21 protein-coding genes are annotated in these 16184 nt (G+C 70.9%); 13 read left to right on the top strand and 8 right to left on the bottom strand.

Annotated elements, in window-relative coordinates:
* The first annotated feature begins 87 nt into the window (after positions 1-87).
* Positions 88-1212 carry a hypothetical protein gene (locus tag AB0I28_RS06625; protein ID WP_357490225.1) on the top strand — a complete coding sequence of 375 codons (1125 nt, stop codon included), beginning with the start codon at positions 88-90 and terminating at the stop codon, positions 1210-1212.
* Here the strand turns inward: AB0I28_RS06625 and AB0I28_RS06620 are convergent.
* Positions 1122-1760, bottom strand: coding sequence for a hypothetical protein (locus AB0I28_RS06620; RefSeq protein ID WP_357490223.1), 639 nt, complete (start codon positions 1758-1760; stop codon positions 1122-1124). The genes AB0I28_RS06625 and AB0I28_RS06620 overlap by 91 nt on opposite strands.
* Before the next feature lie 515 nt (positions 1761-2275).
* Between AB0I28_RS06620 and AB0I28_RS06615 the strand changes: the two genes are divergently transcribed.
* Genes AB0I28_RS06615 through AB0I28_RS06605 form a run of 3 tightly spaced genes read left to right on the top strand, consistent with a single transcriptional unit; the run spans position 2276 to position 3598 of the window.
* Positions 2276-2530 (top strand): hypothetical protein, encoded by a 255-nt coding sequence (locus tag AB0I28_RS06615; RefSeq protein WP_357490221.1) that lies wholly within the window; start codon positions 2276-2278, stop codon positions 2528-2530.
* A complete protein-coding gene (locus tag AB0I28_RS06610; RefSeq protein ID WP_357490219.1) occupies positions 2530-3192 on the top strand; it encodes a hypothetical protein in 663 nt (220 codons plus the stop codon). Before AB0I28_RS06615 ends, AB0I28_RS06610 begins: the two co-directional genes overlap by 1 nt.
* Positions 3185-3598, top strand: coding sequence for a hypothetical protein (locus AB0I28_RS06605; RefSeq protein ID WP_357490217.1), 414 nt, complete (start codon positions 3185-3187; stop codon positions 3596-3598). The genes AB0I28_RS06610 and AB0I28_RS06605 overlap by 8 nt, the downstream gene beginning before the upstream one ends.
* Here the strand turns inward: AB0I28_RS06605 and AB0I28_RS06600 are convergent.
* Positions 3573-3758 (bottom strand): DUF397 domain-containing protein, encoded by a 186-nt coding sequence (locus tag AB0I28_RS06600; protein WP_357490215.1) that lies wholly within the window; start codon positions 3756-3758, stop codon positions 3573-3575. The genes AB0I28_RS06605 and AB0I28_RS06600 overlap by 26 nt on opposite strands.
* Positions 3755-4612 (bottom strand): helix-turn-helix transcriptional regulator, encoded by an 858-nt coding sequence (locus tag AB0I28_RS06595; protein ID WP_357490212.1) that lies wholly within the window; start codon positions 4610-4612, stop codon positions 3755-3757. The genes AB0I28_RS06600 and AB0I28_RS06595 overlap by 4 nt, the downstream gene beginning before the upstream one ends.
* A gap of 240 nt (positions 4613-4852) precedes the next feature.
* Here AB0I28_RS06595 and AB0I28_RS06590 point away from each other — a divergent pair, with 240 nt between their 5' ends.
* The 3 genes from AB0I28_RS06590 (at position 4853) to AB0I28_RS06580 (ending at position 7269) form a co-directional block, all read left to right on the top strand.
* On the top strand, positions 4853-5557 hold the full coding sequence (locus tag AB0I28_RS06590; RefSeq protein WP_357490210.1) for a hypothetical protein: 705 nt from the start codon (positions 4853-4855) through the stop codon (positions 5555-5557).
* Positions 5554-5799 carry a hypothetical protein gene (locus AB0I28_RS06585; protein ID WP_357490208.1) on the top strand — a complete coding sequence of 82 codons (246 nt, stop codon included), beginning with the start codon at positions 5554-5556 and terminating at the stop codon, positions 5797-5799. Before AB0I28_RS06590 ends, AB0I28_RS06585 begins: the two co-directional genes overlap by 4 nt.
* 309 nt (positions 5800-6108) lie before the next feature.
* Positions 6109-7269 carry a 7-cyano-7-deazaguanine synthase gene (locus AB0I28_RS06580; protein WP_357490205.1) on the top strand — a complete coding sequence of 387 codons (1161 nt, stop codon included), beginning with the start codon at positions 6109-6111 and terminating at the stop codon, positions 7267-7269.
* Here the strand turns inward: AB0I28_RS06580 and AB0I28_RS06575 are convergent.
* Positions 7266-7874 (bottom strand): TetR/AcrR family transcriptional regulator, encoded by a 609-nt coding sequence (locus AB0I28_RS06575; protein ID WP_357490202.1) that lies wholly within the window; start codon positions 7872-7874, stop codon positions 7266-7268. The two genes, AB0I28_RS06580 and AB0I28_RS06575, sit on opposite strands and share 4 nt — an antisense overlap.
* 97 nt (positions 7875-7971) lie before the next feature.
* On the opposite strand from AB0I28_RS06575, the gene AB0I28_RS06570 reads away from it, so the two are divergent.
* Positions 7972-8850: an alpha/beta hydrolase gene (locus tag AB0I28_RS06570; protein WP_357490199.1), complete on the top strand. Its 879-nt coding sequence runs from the start codon at positions 7972-7974 to the stop codon at positions 8848-8850.
* A gap of 16 nt (positions 8851-8866) precedes the next feature.
* On the opposite strand, the gene AB0I28_RS06565 is transcribed toward AB0I28_RS06570, so the two are convergent.
* Positions 8867-9085, bottom strand: a complete 219-nt coding sequence (locus AB0I28_RS06565) for a DUF2530 domain-containing protein (RefSeq protein ID WP_357490854.1) — start codon at positions 9083-9085, stop codon at positions 8867-8869.
* A 190-nt stretch (positions 9086-9275) separates the two neighbouring features.
* On the opposite strand from AB0I28_RS06565, the gene AB0I28_RS06560 reads away from it, so the two are divergent.
* Positions 9276-10433 (top strand): aminotransferase class I/II-fold pyridoxal phosphate-dependent enzyme, encoded by a 1158-nt coding sequence (locus tag AB0I28_RS06560; RefSeq protein ID WP_357490197.1) that lies wholly within the window; start codon positions 9276-9278, stop codon positions 10431-10433.
* Here the strand turns inward: AB0I28_RS06560 and AB0I28_RS06555 are convergent.
* Positions 10430-11431 carry a DUF5937 family protein gene (locus AB0I28_RS06555; RefSeq protein WP_357490194.1) on the bottom strand — a complete coding sequence of 334 codons (1002 nt, stop codon included), beginning with the start codon at positions 11429-11431 and terminating at the stop codon, positions 10430-10432. The two genes, AB0I28_RS06560 and AB0I28_RS06555, sit on opposite strands and share 4 nt — an antisense overlap.
* A gap of 54 nt (positions 11432-11485) precedes the next feature.
* Between AB0I28_RS06555 and AB0I28_RS06550 the strand changes: the two genes are divergently transcribed.
* Genes AB0I28_RS06550 through AB0I28_RS06535 form a run of 4 tightly spaced genes read left to right on the top strand, consistent with a single transcriptional unit; the run spans position 11486 to position 14675 of the window.
* Positions 11486-12706, top strand: a complete 1221-nt coding sequence (locus AB0I28_RS06550) for an MFS transporter (protein WP_357490190.1) — start codon at positions 11486-11488, stop codon at positions 12704-12706.
* A gap of 15 nt (positions 12707-12721) precedes the next feature.
* Positions 12722-13072 carry a hypothetical protein gene (locus AB0I28_RS06545; RefSeq protein ID WP_357490187.1) on the top strand — a complete coding sequence of 117 codons (351 nt, stop codon included), beginning with the start codon at positions 12722-12724 and terminating at the stop codon, positions 13070-13072.
* Positions 13073-13130: 58 nt separating this feature from the next.
* Positions 13131-13760, top strand: coding sequence for a class I SAM-dependent methyltransferase (locus AB0I28_RS06540; protein WP_357490185.1), 630 nt, complete (start codon positions 13131-13133; stop codon positions 13758-13760).
* Positions 13761-13784: 24 nt separating this feature from the next.
* Positions 13785-14675: a phosphotransferase gene (locus AB0I28_RS06535; protein WP_357490182.1), complete on the top strand. Its 891-nt coding sequence runs from the start codon at positions 13785-13787 to the stop codon at positions 14673-14675.
* Here AB0I28_RS06535 and AB0I28_RS06530 read toward each other — a convergent pair whose 3' ends face one another.
* Complete coding sequence (locus tag AB0I28_RS06530) at positions 14676-15254, bottom strand: GNAT family protein (protein WP_357490180.1); 579 nt, start codon at positions 15252-15254, stop codon at positions 14676-14678.
* Between the two features lie 47 nt (positions 15255-15301).
* The gene (locus AB0I28_RS06525; protein ID WP_357490178.1) at positions 15302-16171 is read right to left on the bottom strand and encodes a DUF4253 domain-containing protein; all 870 of its coding nucleotides are present in this window, start codon (positions 16169-16171) and stop codon (positions 15302-15304) included.
* Between the last annotated feature and the right edge of the window lie 13 nt (positions 16172-16184).

Below are 16184 nucleotides of genomic sequence, written 5' to 3'. Positions count from 1 at the left end.
TGATGACGGATCGGTGACACTTCCCTTCCCGTGCAACGCTTCGGCGCACACACTGTGTTTCTCCAATGTGGACTATTGGGAGTGGGCATGGGCGGCCGAAAGCGTCCCGGTCCGTGGTGGGCGCAAGCCGCGGACGCGCCCCTGCACGCCCTCGACGGCCGTGTCCTCACCCATGTCGGCGGCCGAAAACGCGCGCTGCCGCACATCCTGTCGACGCAGGTCAGCCCCGAGCACGGCGGATTCGTGCTCGCCGGGGAACACGCCCGCACGAGACTCGCGGAGTTGCGCGAGGAGGGCTTCGAGGCGCCGATCCTGCTCGACACCGGCGGATACGAGAAAGGCGTCGCGAGCTTCGACGCGCCTTTCGAATACGGCGACGGCCTGCATCGCGTTCCCCTGGCCGAACTGCTCGACGCGCAACTCGACGCCGGTGCCACCGTCGCACTCACCCCGACGCTGTTCGTCGGGGCCGGTGATCTCGGCGCGCTCGTCTCGGCGCTGAGCGCCACCGCCCGCCTCGACCGCGACGACACCGTCTGCCTGCTGCCGCTGCACTTCGGCTGGCTGCGCCCGCCGCACTACGCGACGCTGCGCCAGGCCCTGTGGGACATCAGGATTCCCACGGCCCTCATGCTCGGTGCCGTCCGGGATCCGCTGGACTCCTGGGGAGCCGCCCGCAGGCTGCGCGCCCTCGTCGAGAGCTTCCCCGGTCTCAGCGTGCTGCGGACCGACCTGGCCGCCTTCGACGCTCTCGTGCACGGTGCCGGCTTCGCCTCACTGGGCGCCACCTCGGCCCACCGGCACGCCTGGATCCCCGTCCTGGCAGGCGATCGGCGCATGGGCCGCCGCCCACCGCACGTCTACCTGCCGGAGTTGTTCACCTGGAAGGACGGGCGGTCGCTGGCCGTCGTGTTCGCCAACGCCGCCGCCCCTCCATGTTCCTGCCCCGTTTGCCAGGGCCGCCGCCTCGACCGCTTCACCGCATCGTCCGACCGGATGGCGCACGAGGCCGCCGCCCACGCCCAGTTCCACCTGACCGGGCTACTCGGCGAGTTCCACTACGTCGAACCCGCATACCGTGCTGCCTGGTGGCACAACCGTTGCCGCGACTCCCTCGCGGGCTACAGGCGCTGGTCGAGCCGCTGGCGTTCGGCCAGTTCGCTGTCGCCGGCGCCGAGCGCCCTGCGCTTCTGGGCGGCGAGCAGTCCGTAGACGTGCTCGGCGAACCACCAGCGCGCCACCGAGTGCCGCCGCAGCCGGAACGGTTCCGGCGTGACGATCGAGCGCACCGGCTGCCCGGCCGCGCCGACACCGAGGCCCACGCCGTACTGGTCGGCCTCGATGGCCACCAGCGGGTCGGTCGGCTCCGTGGGCAGGACGACGGCCTGCGCGCACATCGACGAGAACACGTGCGCCGTCCGCAAACCGGGCGCCCACCTGCGGGTGAACGCCACGGCCACCAGCGGCCGCAACGGGACCCTGCACAAGCGCACGACACCGCCGGCGGATCGTTCGACCGCCCACTCGGGCATGCCGTCGAGGAGCTCGCGCTGCGGTTGCGACAGCACCGCCTCGGGCACGGATTCCCCCTGCGGCAAGGACATCAGCAAGTCGAGAGCCTCGAAACCCTCCAGCCCCGGCCCGTCCCCACGACGGGCGCACTCCCCCTCATCGAGTTCGGCGGCCACGACAGCCGACCGCCCCTGCATCCGCACGATGACCGACGGCATCCCGCCGACGACCTCAGTCCAGTCCTTCACGCTTTCCACCATGTTCGAGATAACGATCCCCATCAATACCAGTGACGGCTTGGCAATGCCGACACGCCACCATCTAAGAGGAAGTTGCGGCCCCGCCAAATACATATAGTTCACCGATCTTGCCGACACGGAGGGGAAGTGCGCCTGACGGACGAGCGCAGCACCCGTACCGAGACCCTCGGCGAACCCTTCGGACGGACCGGTAATCGCCCGGCGACGATTACTCTGCGTTTATAGCGCCATTTGAGAGCCCCGCCCGAAGCATGCAGTGCACGAAAGGGCACCCTAACGCCGTTCGGTGAACCCGCGCCAGGAGAGCGACGGAGTTCACGCCGGAGAATTCCGTCACCACCGTCCACAGAGTGGAATTCGCCGACGGATGTCGGGGAACTCCCCCGAACGCTGAGGTCGGCGGGAGACGGGCGCGGTCGAGAATCCGGTGCTTTCAGTGAGGACGGGGCGACGTAGCGCTGGTTTCCTCGTTGTGGGACGGACGGTAGGGTCCGGGCGTGGGGATGGATGAGGTACGGGACGGGATTCGGGCCGCTCAGGACTCAGCTCAGGCCGCGGTAGCGGCCCTGGAGGCGGCGAGGGGTGAGATCGAGCAGGCGCGGCCGGTTTTGATGACGGCGCTGAAGGGTGCGATGAACCCGCGGGCGGTGTCGGCGGAGGTCGAGCTGGCGCAGGCCGTCGAGGCGTGCGAGGAGTTCGCGGGGCTGCTGCGGGACGGGTCGGGGAAGTTCGACGAGTACTTGGCGACGGTGGCCTGATGGCGCTTGGGGAGGTCGTGGCGCAGCTTGTCTCGGTGCGTGGGGCGATCCAGACCGCGATCGGTTTAACGGCCAACGCCGCCGACGAGGCCACCGCGGCATTGGCCGAGGCGGAGGACGCGCTGGCCGGCGCGAACCACGGCCTGGCCGGTGACGGGCTGGATCTGTGGAGGCGCGCCCAGAGCGGGAACGAGTTCACGGTGGCGAAGCTGGTCGCGGCCGACGAGGCCCTGGCCGAGTACCTGGAGATCTTGAGTCCCGGCAGTGGTGCGGGCTCGAGGAACGCGGACATCGCGAAGCCGTCGGGGGAGGAGCTGCTGAAACGGTCGAAGGAGCAGGTCGAGCAGAAGTCCCTCTTCAGCATGATCACCACGAAAGCCGATCAGGTGGACGACGCCTCGAAGACCCTCGGCAAGGACCTGGTCAGCCTCGTGAACATCGAGAAGGCAGACGAGTTGCCTCCGGCGACAGGCTCAGGCGAGACGATATCCGTCGAGGTCGGCCATCGTCACCACCCGGTGATACAGGCGCCGCCCACACCCGCCCCCGACGCCGGGCAGATACTGAACCTGGTCCTCTTGGGGACCGCGGTAGGCACAAAGGTCGTGGGGAAGATCAAGAAGGCAACGGCGGCTTCGAACCGATGGAGGCACGATGAATGACGATGTGACCTTGCTGCGGCAGACCATCACCCAGGGCGAGGAGGTCTCAGATGAGATCGTCGACCGGCTCGGCGACCGGCGGGTGACCGCACTCATCTCCGCTGCACTCGCCGAGGCGGCACGCCGTCGGTTCACCTCGGCATCCCTGGAGGAGATCAAGGCGTACGCCGACAATCTTCTGGTCCGCTTTCGTAACAGCTCGGGTGGGGTCAAGCCACTGCATGCCGAGTTGCTGATCCGCGCGGCCATCACCGGCGACCCCTCGCTGATCGAGCCGCTCAGCGGTGAAGAGGTGCTCAGCATGTGCTTCCTGCTGGTGTACGCGATCATGAGCGAGGAGAAGCTCGACCCTCTGGCGGAGAACGCCTACATCGACGGAGTCATCGCCGAGGCTGACAGCTACTAGCGACGAACCCTTCCCATTGGCCCCGAGGACAGGCGAGCACCGCCCCCTCGGGGTTCTTGCTGTCCCGGACCATGACGCGCTCTTGGTAAACGGCTACCTCAACACACTGACCTGCACTGTTGGCGCTGCGGGAACTCTTTCGCCAGGCGAGGGGTTTCATGTGAGTCCCTTCAGGACAGCTGCGATCAGCTCTCGCGACTTCTCGGGCGACAGTGATGCCCGGTGGAGGTCATCGTATCCACGCTTGCAGGTATCGACGGTCTCCTCTTCTTCAAGGAAAGTGCGGCCCACGATCCCTTCGAGGTAGACCACGTCCGGGTAGGGGTCGGGCATCCCGAAGATGATGAAAGGTCCGGCATTACCGAAGTGCCAACCAACCTCCGGCAGCAGGATCCGGACGTCGATGTTCGGCTCCTCGGCGCGGTTGAGCAAATGCTGGAGCTGTCGCCGCTGCACGCCGACACCACCGATCGGCCGGTGCAAGGCGTGCTCTTCAACGACCATCGAGAGATGAGTTGGAGCCTCACCCGTGAGGATGCGCTGCCGAGTAAGGCGCAACTCCACCATCCGTTCGATGGTCTCCTCGTTGGCGCCGGGCAACCCGGCCACCGTGACCGCACGCGTGTACTCCGCCGTCTGAAGCAGACCCGAGAACAAGGTCGACTCGAACAACCAGATCCGCTCGGCCCGCGCTTCGAGCCAGGTGTAGTCGATGAACCCCACGTCCAGATCGCTGGTGTCGCCGTTCCACCAGTCCTTCCGCCATGCGTCCTCGTTCAGCCGTAGCAGTCGATCGCGCTCTAGCTCGTCGGAGATGCCGTAGAACGCGATGAGGTCGCGGACGTAGGCGGGCCGGATGATCTGGGTACCGCGCTCGAAGCGGCCGATGGTCGTGAAGTCGAGACCTACGTACTCAGCCACGTCCCGAAGCGTGTAGCCGAGCCTCGCCCGAGCGGCCCGAAGGCGCTCACCCAGCCATTGCGAACGAAGCGATAGTGCCTGGTTTTTGCCCACGACACGCATACTACAGGGCCTTGTGCTAATTAGTGCGCTATGCAATGATGCCCGTGTGACACCTGTTACGAAGGGTGATCTTTCGAGGTCACGACCGGTGTCACGACCCAGATAAACGATCGGGGCGGGCCAACTAGGCCTCAGAAACCGCAGCCCGCCCCGATCCACAGAGCCAAAGGAGGAACCCGCGATGCGGGCATCCAACTCTGCGTACTCCGCAGACTACTCCGGCGGTGCGTCATGACCACGCGCCTCTACGTCCGCCGCCGTCTCCACGACCAGCGCCGCCACGACCCCCTCTACCTGCTCGCCCTCATCTCCACCCTCGTCTTCGCCCTCACCGCGTCCCCCGCCGATGCCGTCCTCTTCACCTTCACGATCTTCGTCCCCCTCGTCTGCGCCTTCGCCGCCTACAACGAGGTCAAACTCATGCTCGCCTGGCGCGTCGAGTACTGGAACTCCCCCTACCGCGACTACCCCGCCGTCCTCACCTTCCGCGTCCTCCTCCTCGTCACCATCCCGAACGTCGCCGCACCCGCCTTCGTCATCGGCGCCATGTCCGCCGACTTCTCCACCCGGGCACTGTGGACGTACGCGGCCCTCGCCCTCGTCACGACCCTGGCGTACTCGGCCTTCGCGACCGCAGTCGCCACTTTCGGTCGTCCCGCCTTCATCGCCTTCCTCGTCTACGTCCTCGGCTTCGAGAACCTTCTCGGCCACTTCTTCCCCTGGCCGCGCTGGTTCTCCATCCGCGAGTGGGCGATCGCCACGACCGAACTCCTCGCCACCGGGGATCTCCTCCCGCCGTCCCCCATACCGGGTCCGATCGGCCTCGGACTCCTGATCATCTGCGGCGGCTTCGGCCTGCTCTGGGCCGGCGGCGGAATCCTCTACCTCCGCTGGCAGAAGAACGGCGGCGCCGGGTTTCCGGAGGGCCCGTCATGAACTCTCACCGCCACACCTCACTCGTCGCCGAGACCGACCTGGCCTACACCCAGTTCCGCCTCCACCTTCACGACCCTTGGGCGGGCGTCTGCCCGACCTGCGACGTCCCCGGCCCGTGCGCCCTCTACATCCACCTCCTCGACCGCCTCGCCGCCATCGAAGCCGCGCAACTTCAACACACCGACGACGAGGACCCCGACCCCAGGCCCGGCTCCGCGACCACCGGGGAGGCCGCGTCATGACCGTCTCGACCCTGCCGCCGTTCTCGATACCGCAACGCTCATCCCCCGTGGAGTTCCGGCTCGGGCTCCTCCTCACCCGCCACCGGCGACGGGAGAACACCCTGCGCACTCACCGCCCGAGTCGGCGACGTTTGCGCCGCGAGTCCCCTTGAGAGACCCGGGCACGGCCGCCGGTGCCCCCGGAGCCACCGCGGCCGTGCCCGACCGCACCCCCACCCTCCCCCATCCCGTCACCCCCATCCGGCAGACTTCTCGCGGCGGGCCCAGCCCGCCCCGCCGCCGGGTGGACTGCGAGAGGGGTGAAGCGGCGTGAGGTTCGACTTCGCCGGTTCGCGGGTGTCGCCGCGTCCCGGCTGGACACCGGTGCCGCTGCCGGTGCGCCCGGTGAACGGCCGCAAGGTCAGCGCCGGCGTCACGCGGCTGGCCGGCGCGATGCACAGCCCACCGGCGCAGACGGCCGTCGACCTGTTCCTCCTCGCCAACGCGATCCACACCGCCGACCGCCTCGCGGAGCCCACGGCCGACGGCTCCCCCCGGTCCATCACCGTCAGCCTGCCCGTGGTCGACACCGCCAGGTGGGGGCGGGCGCTGCCGATGCTGTCGCGACTCCTCGGCCACCTGACCGGCGACGAGTGGGCGTTGGAGGTGCGCGGCGGCAGCTCGTACTGGTCGCCGGAGGTGCCGGGGTGGGGCCGCCGAGCCGACGCTGTCGTGGCCTTCACCGGTGGCCTCGACTCCTTCTGCCACGGCACGACCGTCGCCGACCGCCCGCTGGTCCTCGTCGACCGCCGCGGCCACCGCCGCCTCGGTCCGGTGCAGCGGAGGCTGGCCACCGACCTCGGGGTGCCGCCGACGCGGCTGGCGTCGCTGACGGTCCCGACGGGCGGCCGCACGCGCGGGCTGCTGTTCCTCGCGGCGGGCCTGCTGGTCTGCTCCAGCCACCGGATCCGCAACCTGCGGGTGCCCGAGAACGGCCTCATCGCGGCGTGGCCGCCCTCGGGCGGGGTGCGCGCGGCGCATCCGGTGACGCTCGCGCGCCTCAACGTCGTCCTGCGCCACCTGGCCCTCCCGCACCGCGTCGTCAACCCCCTCGCCTACCTGACGAAGGGCGAGACCTGCCGGGAAGCCCTGGAAGCGGGCGCCGACCCGGCCGGCTTTTTCACGACGGTTTCCTGCGCGGCGCCGAAGTCGGCCGAGGGCGCGGTCGTCAACTGCGGCACGTGCGCGCCCTGCCTGGTGCGGTACGCCGCGCTGATCACGACGCTCGGCGGCGAGGACGCCACGCCCTACCGCGTCGACCCGGCGACGCTGGAGCCGGGAGAGCCGGCCCTCGACGCGCTGTTGGAGTGGCTGACCACGCCCGAGCCCGTCGCCGACGACCTCGCGCCCTGGCCGCCCGGCGCCGACATCGCGCCCGTCCTCGACGTCATCGCGCGCGGCCGCGCCGAGCTGCGCGAGGTGTGGGTCTAGCCGCCGCCCGACCCCAGGACGCGGTCGACGGTGTGGTCGAGAAGTTCCGCGGCCCTCTCTGTGGAGTGGAACCCGCTGAGCACCGACTGCGAGAGCCCTGCGACCAGCACGGTGAACAGCTCGGCGTCGAGTTCGGTCGCGGCGCGTGTGTCGGGTCCGTCGTCCCGCACGCGGCGAATGTGCTCGGCCGCCGTCCGCACGAGCAGGGCGGCCGGGTCGAGCGTCTCGGCGGGCACGGACTGGGAACCGCTCAGCCGCGCGGCCTGGTATGCGGCGAGGACTTTGGCCTCGTCGCGGCGGATGTCGTCGAGAGGCAGGAGAGCGCGTCCGATCGTTCGCAGCGCGACTCGCGGCTCGGGCTCGGCCCCCAGGCCTTCGAGCTCCACGGTGAACCTGGCCGCCATCGCGTGCACGACGGAATCGAGCGTGCCGAGCAGGAACTCCTTCTTGGTGCCGAAGTAGTACTGCACCAGGCGCACCGACATCCCGGCCTCGGCCGCGACGGCTTGGAACGTCGCCGCGTCCAGACCGCCGCGCACGATCACCCGCCGGGCCGCGTCGGTGATCTGGCGCCGCCTCACCTCGTGGTCGACCAAGCGTGGCACCGGCCGCGCTCCTTCCTGTCGCAGGACGAACGCCCGTCATGGTACGCCCATATCATTTAAGTGGTATGGTCATATCATCAAATCTGGAGGAGCTGAGATGAGCAGGCGAGTCGGCCGATTCCCGAGCGCACCGGCGCGCGCCGAGTTCTTCGAGCACTACGACCGGTTCGAGGCACAGTGGCCGCAGCGTCCCGAATCCACGGACGTCGCGACCGCTTTCGGATCGACCCGGGTCTACCTCCACGGCCGAGGCGACGCGGCCCCCCTCGTACTGCTGCCTCCGATGGGCGGCAACGGACTGTGCTGGTACCCCTTGATCGGCCACCTGCCGACCGACCGCACCGTCATCGCGCCGGACACGATCGGGACACCGGGCCGCACCGAGCAGACCGCCCCGGTCACCGGCCCCGCCGAGTTCGCCGCCTGGCTCGACGAGGTCCTGGCCGCGCTCGGGGTCGCCAAAGCGCACCTGATGGGCTACTCGGACGGGGCCTGGCATGCCGCGCTGGCCGTCAACGGTTCCGCGCGACGGCTGGCGAGCGTGACCTTCGTCGACGGCTCGACCCCGTTCACGAAGCTGCCGTGGCGCATGGTGCTGATGTTCCTTCGCGCGGGCTTGCGGCCGACCGAGAGGAACCTGCGCCGTCTGGCCGAGTTCGCGATGCCGCATCGGCCGCCGACCGAGTTGGAGGTGGACCTCTCTCGCGCGGCGGTCGGGTATCGCCGCACCTTGCCGTGGCCGCGGGTCCTCACCGACAAGGATCTGGCGGCCTTCGACGTCCCCGTGCTCGCCGTCCTGGGCGCGCGAAGCCCGGTCGGCAAGCCGCTGGAGGCCCGCGACCGGATCCTGGCGCACGTCCCGGACTCGCGGGTGGAGATCATCGAGGACCGCACCCACGACCTGTTGTTCCACGAGCCGGATGTGGTGATGCCGCTCGTTCTCGACTTCATCCGAAGCCACGACCCGGTGGTGTGAGCCGGGGCCGGGCGGCTCAGTCCTTCGGCCGCGCCCGGTCGTGCAGCACCATCCACGTCGTCCCGACCAGCCCCGAGAGCACGCCGGCCCAGCAGGTGCTGATCCACCAGCCCTTCCCGGCGGCGTCGAGGTCGTCCTTGAAGAACAGGTACATGACCAGGCCCGCGATCAGCCAGATGGCGGTGCCGGTGGCGGCGAAGGGCGTCATCGGCATGTCCGGCGGGGGCGGCGCCATGCGCAGGCGGCTGTCGGCGGTGGGCTTGGGGTGCGGCACGCCGCCAGCGTACCGCCGGGCGCGCGGCGGCGGACGCGAAGATCGGCACCTGTCGATGAGTCGGTCAAAGACCGGCCACCCCGGCCCGGAATGGACTGCCCGGACACCCGGCGGTTGCCTAGGTTGACCATGAGGCGACCGAGGAGGAAGCATGATCGACGACCCGCGCATCGAGACCCAGGCGGTCCACGCCGGCGAGCAGCGGCCGGGACCCGAGGGCTCGGTGGTCTACCCGATCTACCAGAGCACGGTCTACGCCGTCGACTCCGGCACGCGCTACCACGACCTCAAGTACCTGCGGCTCAACTCGACGCCCTCGCAGAACTACCTGCACGGCAAGCTCGCCGCCCTCGAAGGCGCCGAGGCGGCCGTGGCGACCTCGTCGGGCATGGCCGCGATCACCTCGACGCTGCACACGCTGCTGACCGAGGGCGACCACCTGCTCGTCGCCGACGCCCTCTACGGCGGCACGCACGACTTCCTCGTCGAGCGCGCCGCGTCGCTGGGCTGGACGTACACCTTCATCGACGCGCAGCGCCCGGAGACGTGGGAGGCGGCCCTCACCCCGCGGACGCGCGCCATCTACGTCGAGACGATCGCCAACCCCGTCATGCGGGTCGCGCGGATGCCCGAGGTCGTCGCCTTCGCGCGCGAGCACGGCCTGGTCAGCGTCGTCGACAACACCTTCGCCTCGCCGGTGAACTACCGGCCCGTCCCGGCCGGTTTCGACATCGTCGTGCACTCGGCGACCAAGTACCTCAACGGCCACTCCGACCTCACCGCCGGCGCCATCGCGGGCAGCGCCGAGATCATCGAGCGCGTCCGCAAGACCCTCAACCTCTACGGCGGCAGCCTCGACGCGCACACGGGTTTCCTCCTCGCGCGCGGCCTGAAGACCCTCGCGCTGCGCGTCGCCGCGCAGAACGCCAACGCGCTCGCGCTCGCCGAGTTCCTCACCGCGCACCCGAAGATCGGCGCGGTCAATTACGCGGGTCTCCCCTCGCACGTGGACCACGACCACGCGAAGGGTTTCCTGTCCGGCTTCGGCGGCATGCTCAGCCTGCGCCTCACGGGCGGAGTCGATGCCGCCGAAGCCCTCCTCGCCGGGCTGACGCTGCCCTTCGTCGCGCCGAGCCTCGGCGGCGTGGAGTCGCTGATCACGTTCCCGGCGCGCACCTCGCACTCGAACATGAGCCCCGAGGCACGCGAGGCGGTCGGCATCTACGACGACCTCATCCGCCTCAGCTGCGGCATCGAGGCCGCCGAGGACCTGATCGCCGACTTCGACAGCGCCCTGCGGAAGGCTTAAGCAGCGCTCGCCGTCGCCGCCAGCAGCGTGTCGGCGGCGGCCGTGCGCACGTTGAGCACCGAGTGCCCCAACCGGTGCGGGGTGATCAACCCCGCCTCGCGCAGCACGCGCAGGTGCTGGGAAACCCCGCCGGCGGTCATGCCGGTGCGCTTGGCGAGCTCGGACGTCGAGGCCGGGGCGTCGAGTTCGACGAGGAGCTGCGCCCGGCCTTTCCCGATCACCGCGGCGAGCGCGGCCGGCGCCTTCGCGGCGGTTTCCCACAGGGTCGCCACGCCTCGGGGCGGGTAGGCGAGCTGCGGGTCGACCGGTGAGGGGACGGTGCGCACGGCGGGCCAGACGAAGACGGTCGGGACGAGCAGGAGCCCGTTGGCCGACAGGGTCGTCGCGCCCGCGCACCACTTGGCGACCGACAGCGTGTTCTCGTGCCAGTTGACGCGTTCGTGGATGCTGTTGAGCAGGCCTTCGGCTCCCTGTTCGGCGAGCAGTCGCGCGCGGTGGAAGACCTCGGCTTCGAGGAGGGCTCGCATGCGCTGCCAGTAGGGGGCGATGGCGATGTCCCAGAGGGTCCCGATCTCGCCGGCGAGGCGTTCGAGTCCGGTGGCGGGGTCGTCGTGCATGGCCTCGACGGCGGGTGTGCGGCCCCAGTGGAGGAGGTCGATCTCCTTGCGGACGGTCTCGTGCGGGGTGGCGCGCAGGACGGTGAGTTCCCGGTCGAGGTCGGGGACGAGGCTCGTCGGGGGCGGGGTGAGGAAGTCGGGCGCGTAGGTGGGGCCGGGCGGGATGAGCCCGGCGAGGAGGCTGTCCCCCCTGGGGGTGAGGCCGGCGCGGTCGAGGGCAGGGCGGACGTGGCGGACCCAGGGGTGCAGGACCGTGTGGCCTTCGGGTCCCTGGAGGACGTGGTAGGCGCTGGCGACCTCCCACAGGCACGACAGCGCGAAACGCATGCGGGCGACGTCGCCGGCGGAGAACTCGATGGTGAGCACAATGGTCCTCAACATTCAGCGGGGACTAAAACACTACTGCGGTGATCACGGGAAACCGAAGCTCATCCCATGTTGCTTGACACTCCCCCGAAGAGCCGTGCGCGCACCGCCGTCGACAGCCGCTTCGGCGGCCTCCCCCGCCAGTTCTGGATCGTCGCGGGCGGGACGATCGCCAACCGGATCGGCGCGATGGTCGTGCCCTTCATCGTGTTCTTCCTCGGCTCGAAGGGCGTCACCGAAGAGGCGACGGGCACGGTCGTGGCGGCGCTGGGCTTCGGCGGCCTGCTGGGCGCGGTCGCCGGCGGCTGGCTGACCGACCGCATCGGCCCGCGCGGTGCCCTGCTGACCGGCCTGGTGGCGGCCCCGGCGAGCCTCGGCGCCCTGTACGTCGTGCCGACGGTCCCGCTGATGATCGCCGCCGCGCTGCTGGTCGGTGTCGCCGGGAAGCTGTACCCGCCGGCCGCGGCGGCCCTGGTCGCGAGCGTGGTGACCGGCGCGAAGCGGGCACGGGCCTTCAGCCTGATGCACTGGGCGATCAACATCGGCGCCGCGACGGCCGCGGCGATGGCGGGTTTCCTCGCCGAGCGCGGCTACGGGCTGCTGTTCGCCATCGACATCGTGACCTGCCTGGTCTTCGCCGGGATCGTGCTCGCGGGCGTGCCGAAGTCGGCGGCGCGGACCCGCGCGGCCGGCGAGCGCGGCGGCTACGGGGTCGTGGTGCGCGACCGGCTGATGATGGCGTTCCTCGCGCTGGCGCTGGTCGGCGAGACGACCTACAGCCTGGTCGAGTTCGCGCTGCCGCTGGCGATCCGCCTCGACGGGCTGTCCCCGGCGGTGTTCGGCGCGGTCTCGGTCGTCAACGCGGTCCTCGTCGTCGTCCTCCAGCCGGTCCTGTACGCGAGGCTGGCGCGGCTGGGCCGGGTGCGGGTGCTCGCCGCGGCGTGGATCGTGATCGGCCTCGGTGTGGCCTCGACGGGACTGGCGAGCGGGCTGTGGACCTACATGGCCTCGACGGTGGTGTGGTCGGTCGGTGAGGTCGTCGTCGGGATCGTCTACGGCGGGATCGCCGCCGACCTCGCCCCGGCGGGCGCGCAGGGCCGCTACCAGGGCGCGATGAACTGGATCCACGCGCTGGCGCGGCTGGTCGGCCCGGCGCTGACGACGGTGCTGTTCGCCACTGTCGGCCCGGCGTTCCTGTGGTGGGCGGCGGCTGCGGCCGGGGTCGGTGCGGCGCTGGTCGTGCTGCGGATGGAGCCGAGGCTGCTGGAGCGCATGTCGCGGGCGGTGTGACTCTAGGATTCGCCGATGGGAATCGAACTGACGCGCGACAGCGTGGCGATGGGCGACGACAGCCGGGCACCGCACCTGGAGATCATCGAGGGCGCGACCATCGGGGAGGTCGTCGAGACGATCCTCTCCATGCCCTACCTGGCCTACATCTCCGGCGGGAAGGCGACGTGGGTCGTGGCGGCCGCGGGGAGACCCCTCGCGGTCGTCGCCGAGCAGTGGAGCGAGGCGAGGTACCTCGTCGCGCCCGAGACGGCGTGGGAGTGGAAGTACGTGCACGTCCACTTCCACGGCGCCCACGACCCCGACGAGGTCTTCGCCGAACTGTCGGCGCCCGGAGAGCACTCCCCGGAGCGGCGGCGACGCTGAGTTTGCCGTTTCGGCAACGAAGTTTGCGGCTTTCGCCCACCGCGCCCACCATGGCGGCATGAGCCATGACGACGCCAACCGCGAATACTGGGACGACCGCTACTCCGAGAGCCCGCACGTGTGGAGCGGCAAGGCCAACGCCGTCCTCGAACGCGAGGCCGCGAAGCTGACGCCCGGCCGCGCCCTCGACCTCGGCGCCGGCGAGGGCGGCGACGCGATCTGGCTGGCCTCGCGGGGCTGGCGGGTCACCGCCGCCGACATCTCCCAGGTCGCCCTCGACCGCGCCGCCTCGCACGCCGCCGAGGCCGGCGTCGCCGACCGCGTCGACTGGCAGCGCCACGACCTCGGCGACACCTTCCCCGACGGCGAGTACGACCTGGTCTCGGCGCAGTTCCTGCACTCCCCGGCCGGTCTCCCGCGTGAGGGGATCCTGCGCTCGGCGGCCCGCGCGGTCGCGCCCGGCGGGATCCTGCTCATCGGCAGCCACGCGGGCTGGCCCTCCTGGATGGAGAACCCGCCCGAGGGCGTGGAGTTCCCCTCGCCGCAGGAGACCGTCGCCGGACTCGAACTCGCCGACGGGGAGTGGGAGACGCTGATCTGCGCCGAGCACGAGCGCGAGCAGCGCAAGCCCGACGGGACGACGGGCATCCGCATGGACAACACGGTCATGCTGCGCCGGAAAGGCTGACGTGCCAGGGGTTACGGTGCCGTGGTGACGCCCGACCTGACCGCCGTCCTCGCCCACCACGGCCTCGTCGCGCTCGGCGAGGCCGTCACCCTGACGGGAGGCGCCGACAACGACACCGTCCGCGTCGCCACCGGCCACGGCGATGTGGTCGTCCGGCGCTACCTCGGCGCCGACGTGCCGACCGTCGACGCCGAACTGGATCTCGTGGTCTTCCTTGCCGCGCAGGGCTTCCCGACCCCGGCGCCGTTCGAACCGCGACTGCCCGGGGTCGCGGTGTTCCGGCTCATCGCCGGTGCGGCGCCCGAGGAGATCGACGGCGCGATCGCCGCGCAGTGCGGTGCCGTCCTGGCCCGGCTCCATCTGCTCACCGCCGGTTGGGACGACCCGCGCGTCGCCACGGTCGACCGGGTCGCGATCCTCCGCCGGGCCATCACGGCACCGCTGACCCTCACCGGTGCCGAGGAGTGGCGGGCCGCCGCGCGCGACTTCCTCCGGCAGCGCGCCGACGGGCTCGCCGCGCTCGCGGAACTGCCGTCGGGGCCGCTGCACCACGACCTGCACCGCCACAATCTCCTCGTCGCCGACGGCACGGTCACCGCGCTGCTCGACTTCGGGGAGCTCCAGCGCGGGCCCTGGATCGTCGACCTCGCGCGCGCCTTCCATTACCTCGCCGTCGACCGCGCCGACTTCGCCCTGCCGCGCGAGGCCGCCGCCTGGATGCTCGCCGGGTACGAGCAGATCCGGCGGCTCGGAGCGGCCGAGCGGGAGCTGCTGCCGCTCGCGCTGGACCTGGTCGGCCTCGTCGACGCCGCAGACTTCCTGCTCGGGCACGCCGCCGGGCTGGGGTACGGCGACGTCGCCGCGTGCCACAGCTGGCGCGCCTACCTGGCGTGCGCGGGGGCCTTCCCGCTCTGACTACGGCCGGGGGTCGGCGGCAAGCCGCGCGTGGAGGTGCATGTCGTGCCAGCCGTCGGTGTGCAGGGCTTCGCCGCGTTTGGTGCCCTCCAAGGGAAAGCCGGCCCGCTCGGCGACCGCGCACGAGGCCGGGTTGCCGACGGAGTGGCTGAGTTCGACGCGCTGAAGGCCCAGCTCGTCGAAGGCCCACGCGCTCAGCCCGACGAGCGCCCTGGCCGCCACGCGCCGCCCGCGAGCGGCCGGCAGCACCCAGTACGAGATGACGGCGACGCCGTCGGCGAGGGACAGCCGCCGCAGCGCGATCTGGCCGAGCACTCCCGACTCGTCGGCCACGGCCCATCCCGCACCGCTCTCGGCGTTCCAGCGCTCCCGCCACTCGCCGATCCACCCGGGCGCCTCCTCGGGCGACATCGATCGCGCGTGCCAGCGCCGGATCCCCGGATCGTCGTAGGCCGCGGCGACGGCTTCGGCGTCGCCGGCCCGCCAGGGACGCAGGAAGATGTCGCCGAGTTCGAGGACCGGTTGAGGGCGTCGCGCCACGGTTCCCGGGGGGAGCACGGCGTTGATCAATCGCGGCATGCGGCCAGTATCCGTGCCAGGAAACGAAAGCGGCGACCAGGTCGAAGTCACGGCCGCGAGAACAGGACCCAGCGGTCGAGGGCGGGCAGCTGCCGAGCGTGCGCGCGCACCGGGATCCCCGGCGTGCTGAGGGTGTTCTCGGCGAGCGTGGCGTGCTCGATCGCCAGCCGCCAGGCGGTTTCCGGGTCGGCCGGCGGCCGGGCGAGCTTGAGCCAGGTCATCACGCCGAAGGCACCGACCGGTTCGGCACCGAAGCGCTCGTGCCAGCGGCGGGCCGCCGCGACGAGCAGATCCTGGCCGTACCAGCCGGCGGCGTCGAGGGCGTGGACGTAGGCGTAGGACTCCCACGGCACCGCGGTCGGGAGCAGGGCCAGGCACACGAGATGCTCCGAGCCGAACCAGTCCTGGACGCCCGGATCGGGCTCGCCCAAAGGTTCGCGGGCACGCTCCCAGTCGAAGAGGTACCTCTCGACGGAGATCCGCGCGGGCTCGCCACCGACGGCCGCGCGGATCTCCTGCGCCGAGGGCGCCTCGCCATACGCGGCGAGGGTCAGCGAGCGCTCGTAGTCGACCGGATCGACGTTCTCCGAAGGGAACCGCGATCGCAGCTCGGTGAGCCGCGCGTCGACGTCGATGGTCTCGGCGCGGGCCAGGATCGCCGCCGGGTCGCTGTCGGCGCCGCCGGCGCCTTCCTCGAAGTAGAAGCGCGAGAACAGGTCCTCGTCGTCGCGGTTGCACAGCAGCGGCCAGCGGCCCGTCCGCCCGACCGCCTCGCGGGCGCGGGCCCACACGGTGAGCAACTCGTCGTCGGCGACGTCGACCAGCAGCGCCGTACCCCCGCCGGGAGCGTCGAGGACGCGGGCCGGGCGGTCTGTGAGTCCGGCGTCGCGCAGGGCCCGGTGATGGTCGGGGTTCATGGGGATCCGTTCT

This window comes from Phytomonospora sp. NPDC050363 (assembly GCF_040655735.1).
Classification (GTDB): Bacteria; Actinomycetota; Actinomycetes; order Mycobacteriales; family Micromonosporaceae; genus Phytomonospora.
The sequence above is the reverse complement of the archived record's forward strand: the minus strand, read 5'-3'. Positions and strand labels throughout refer to the sequence as shown.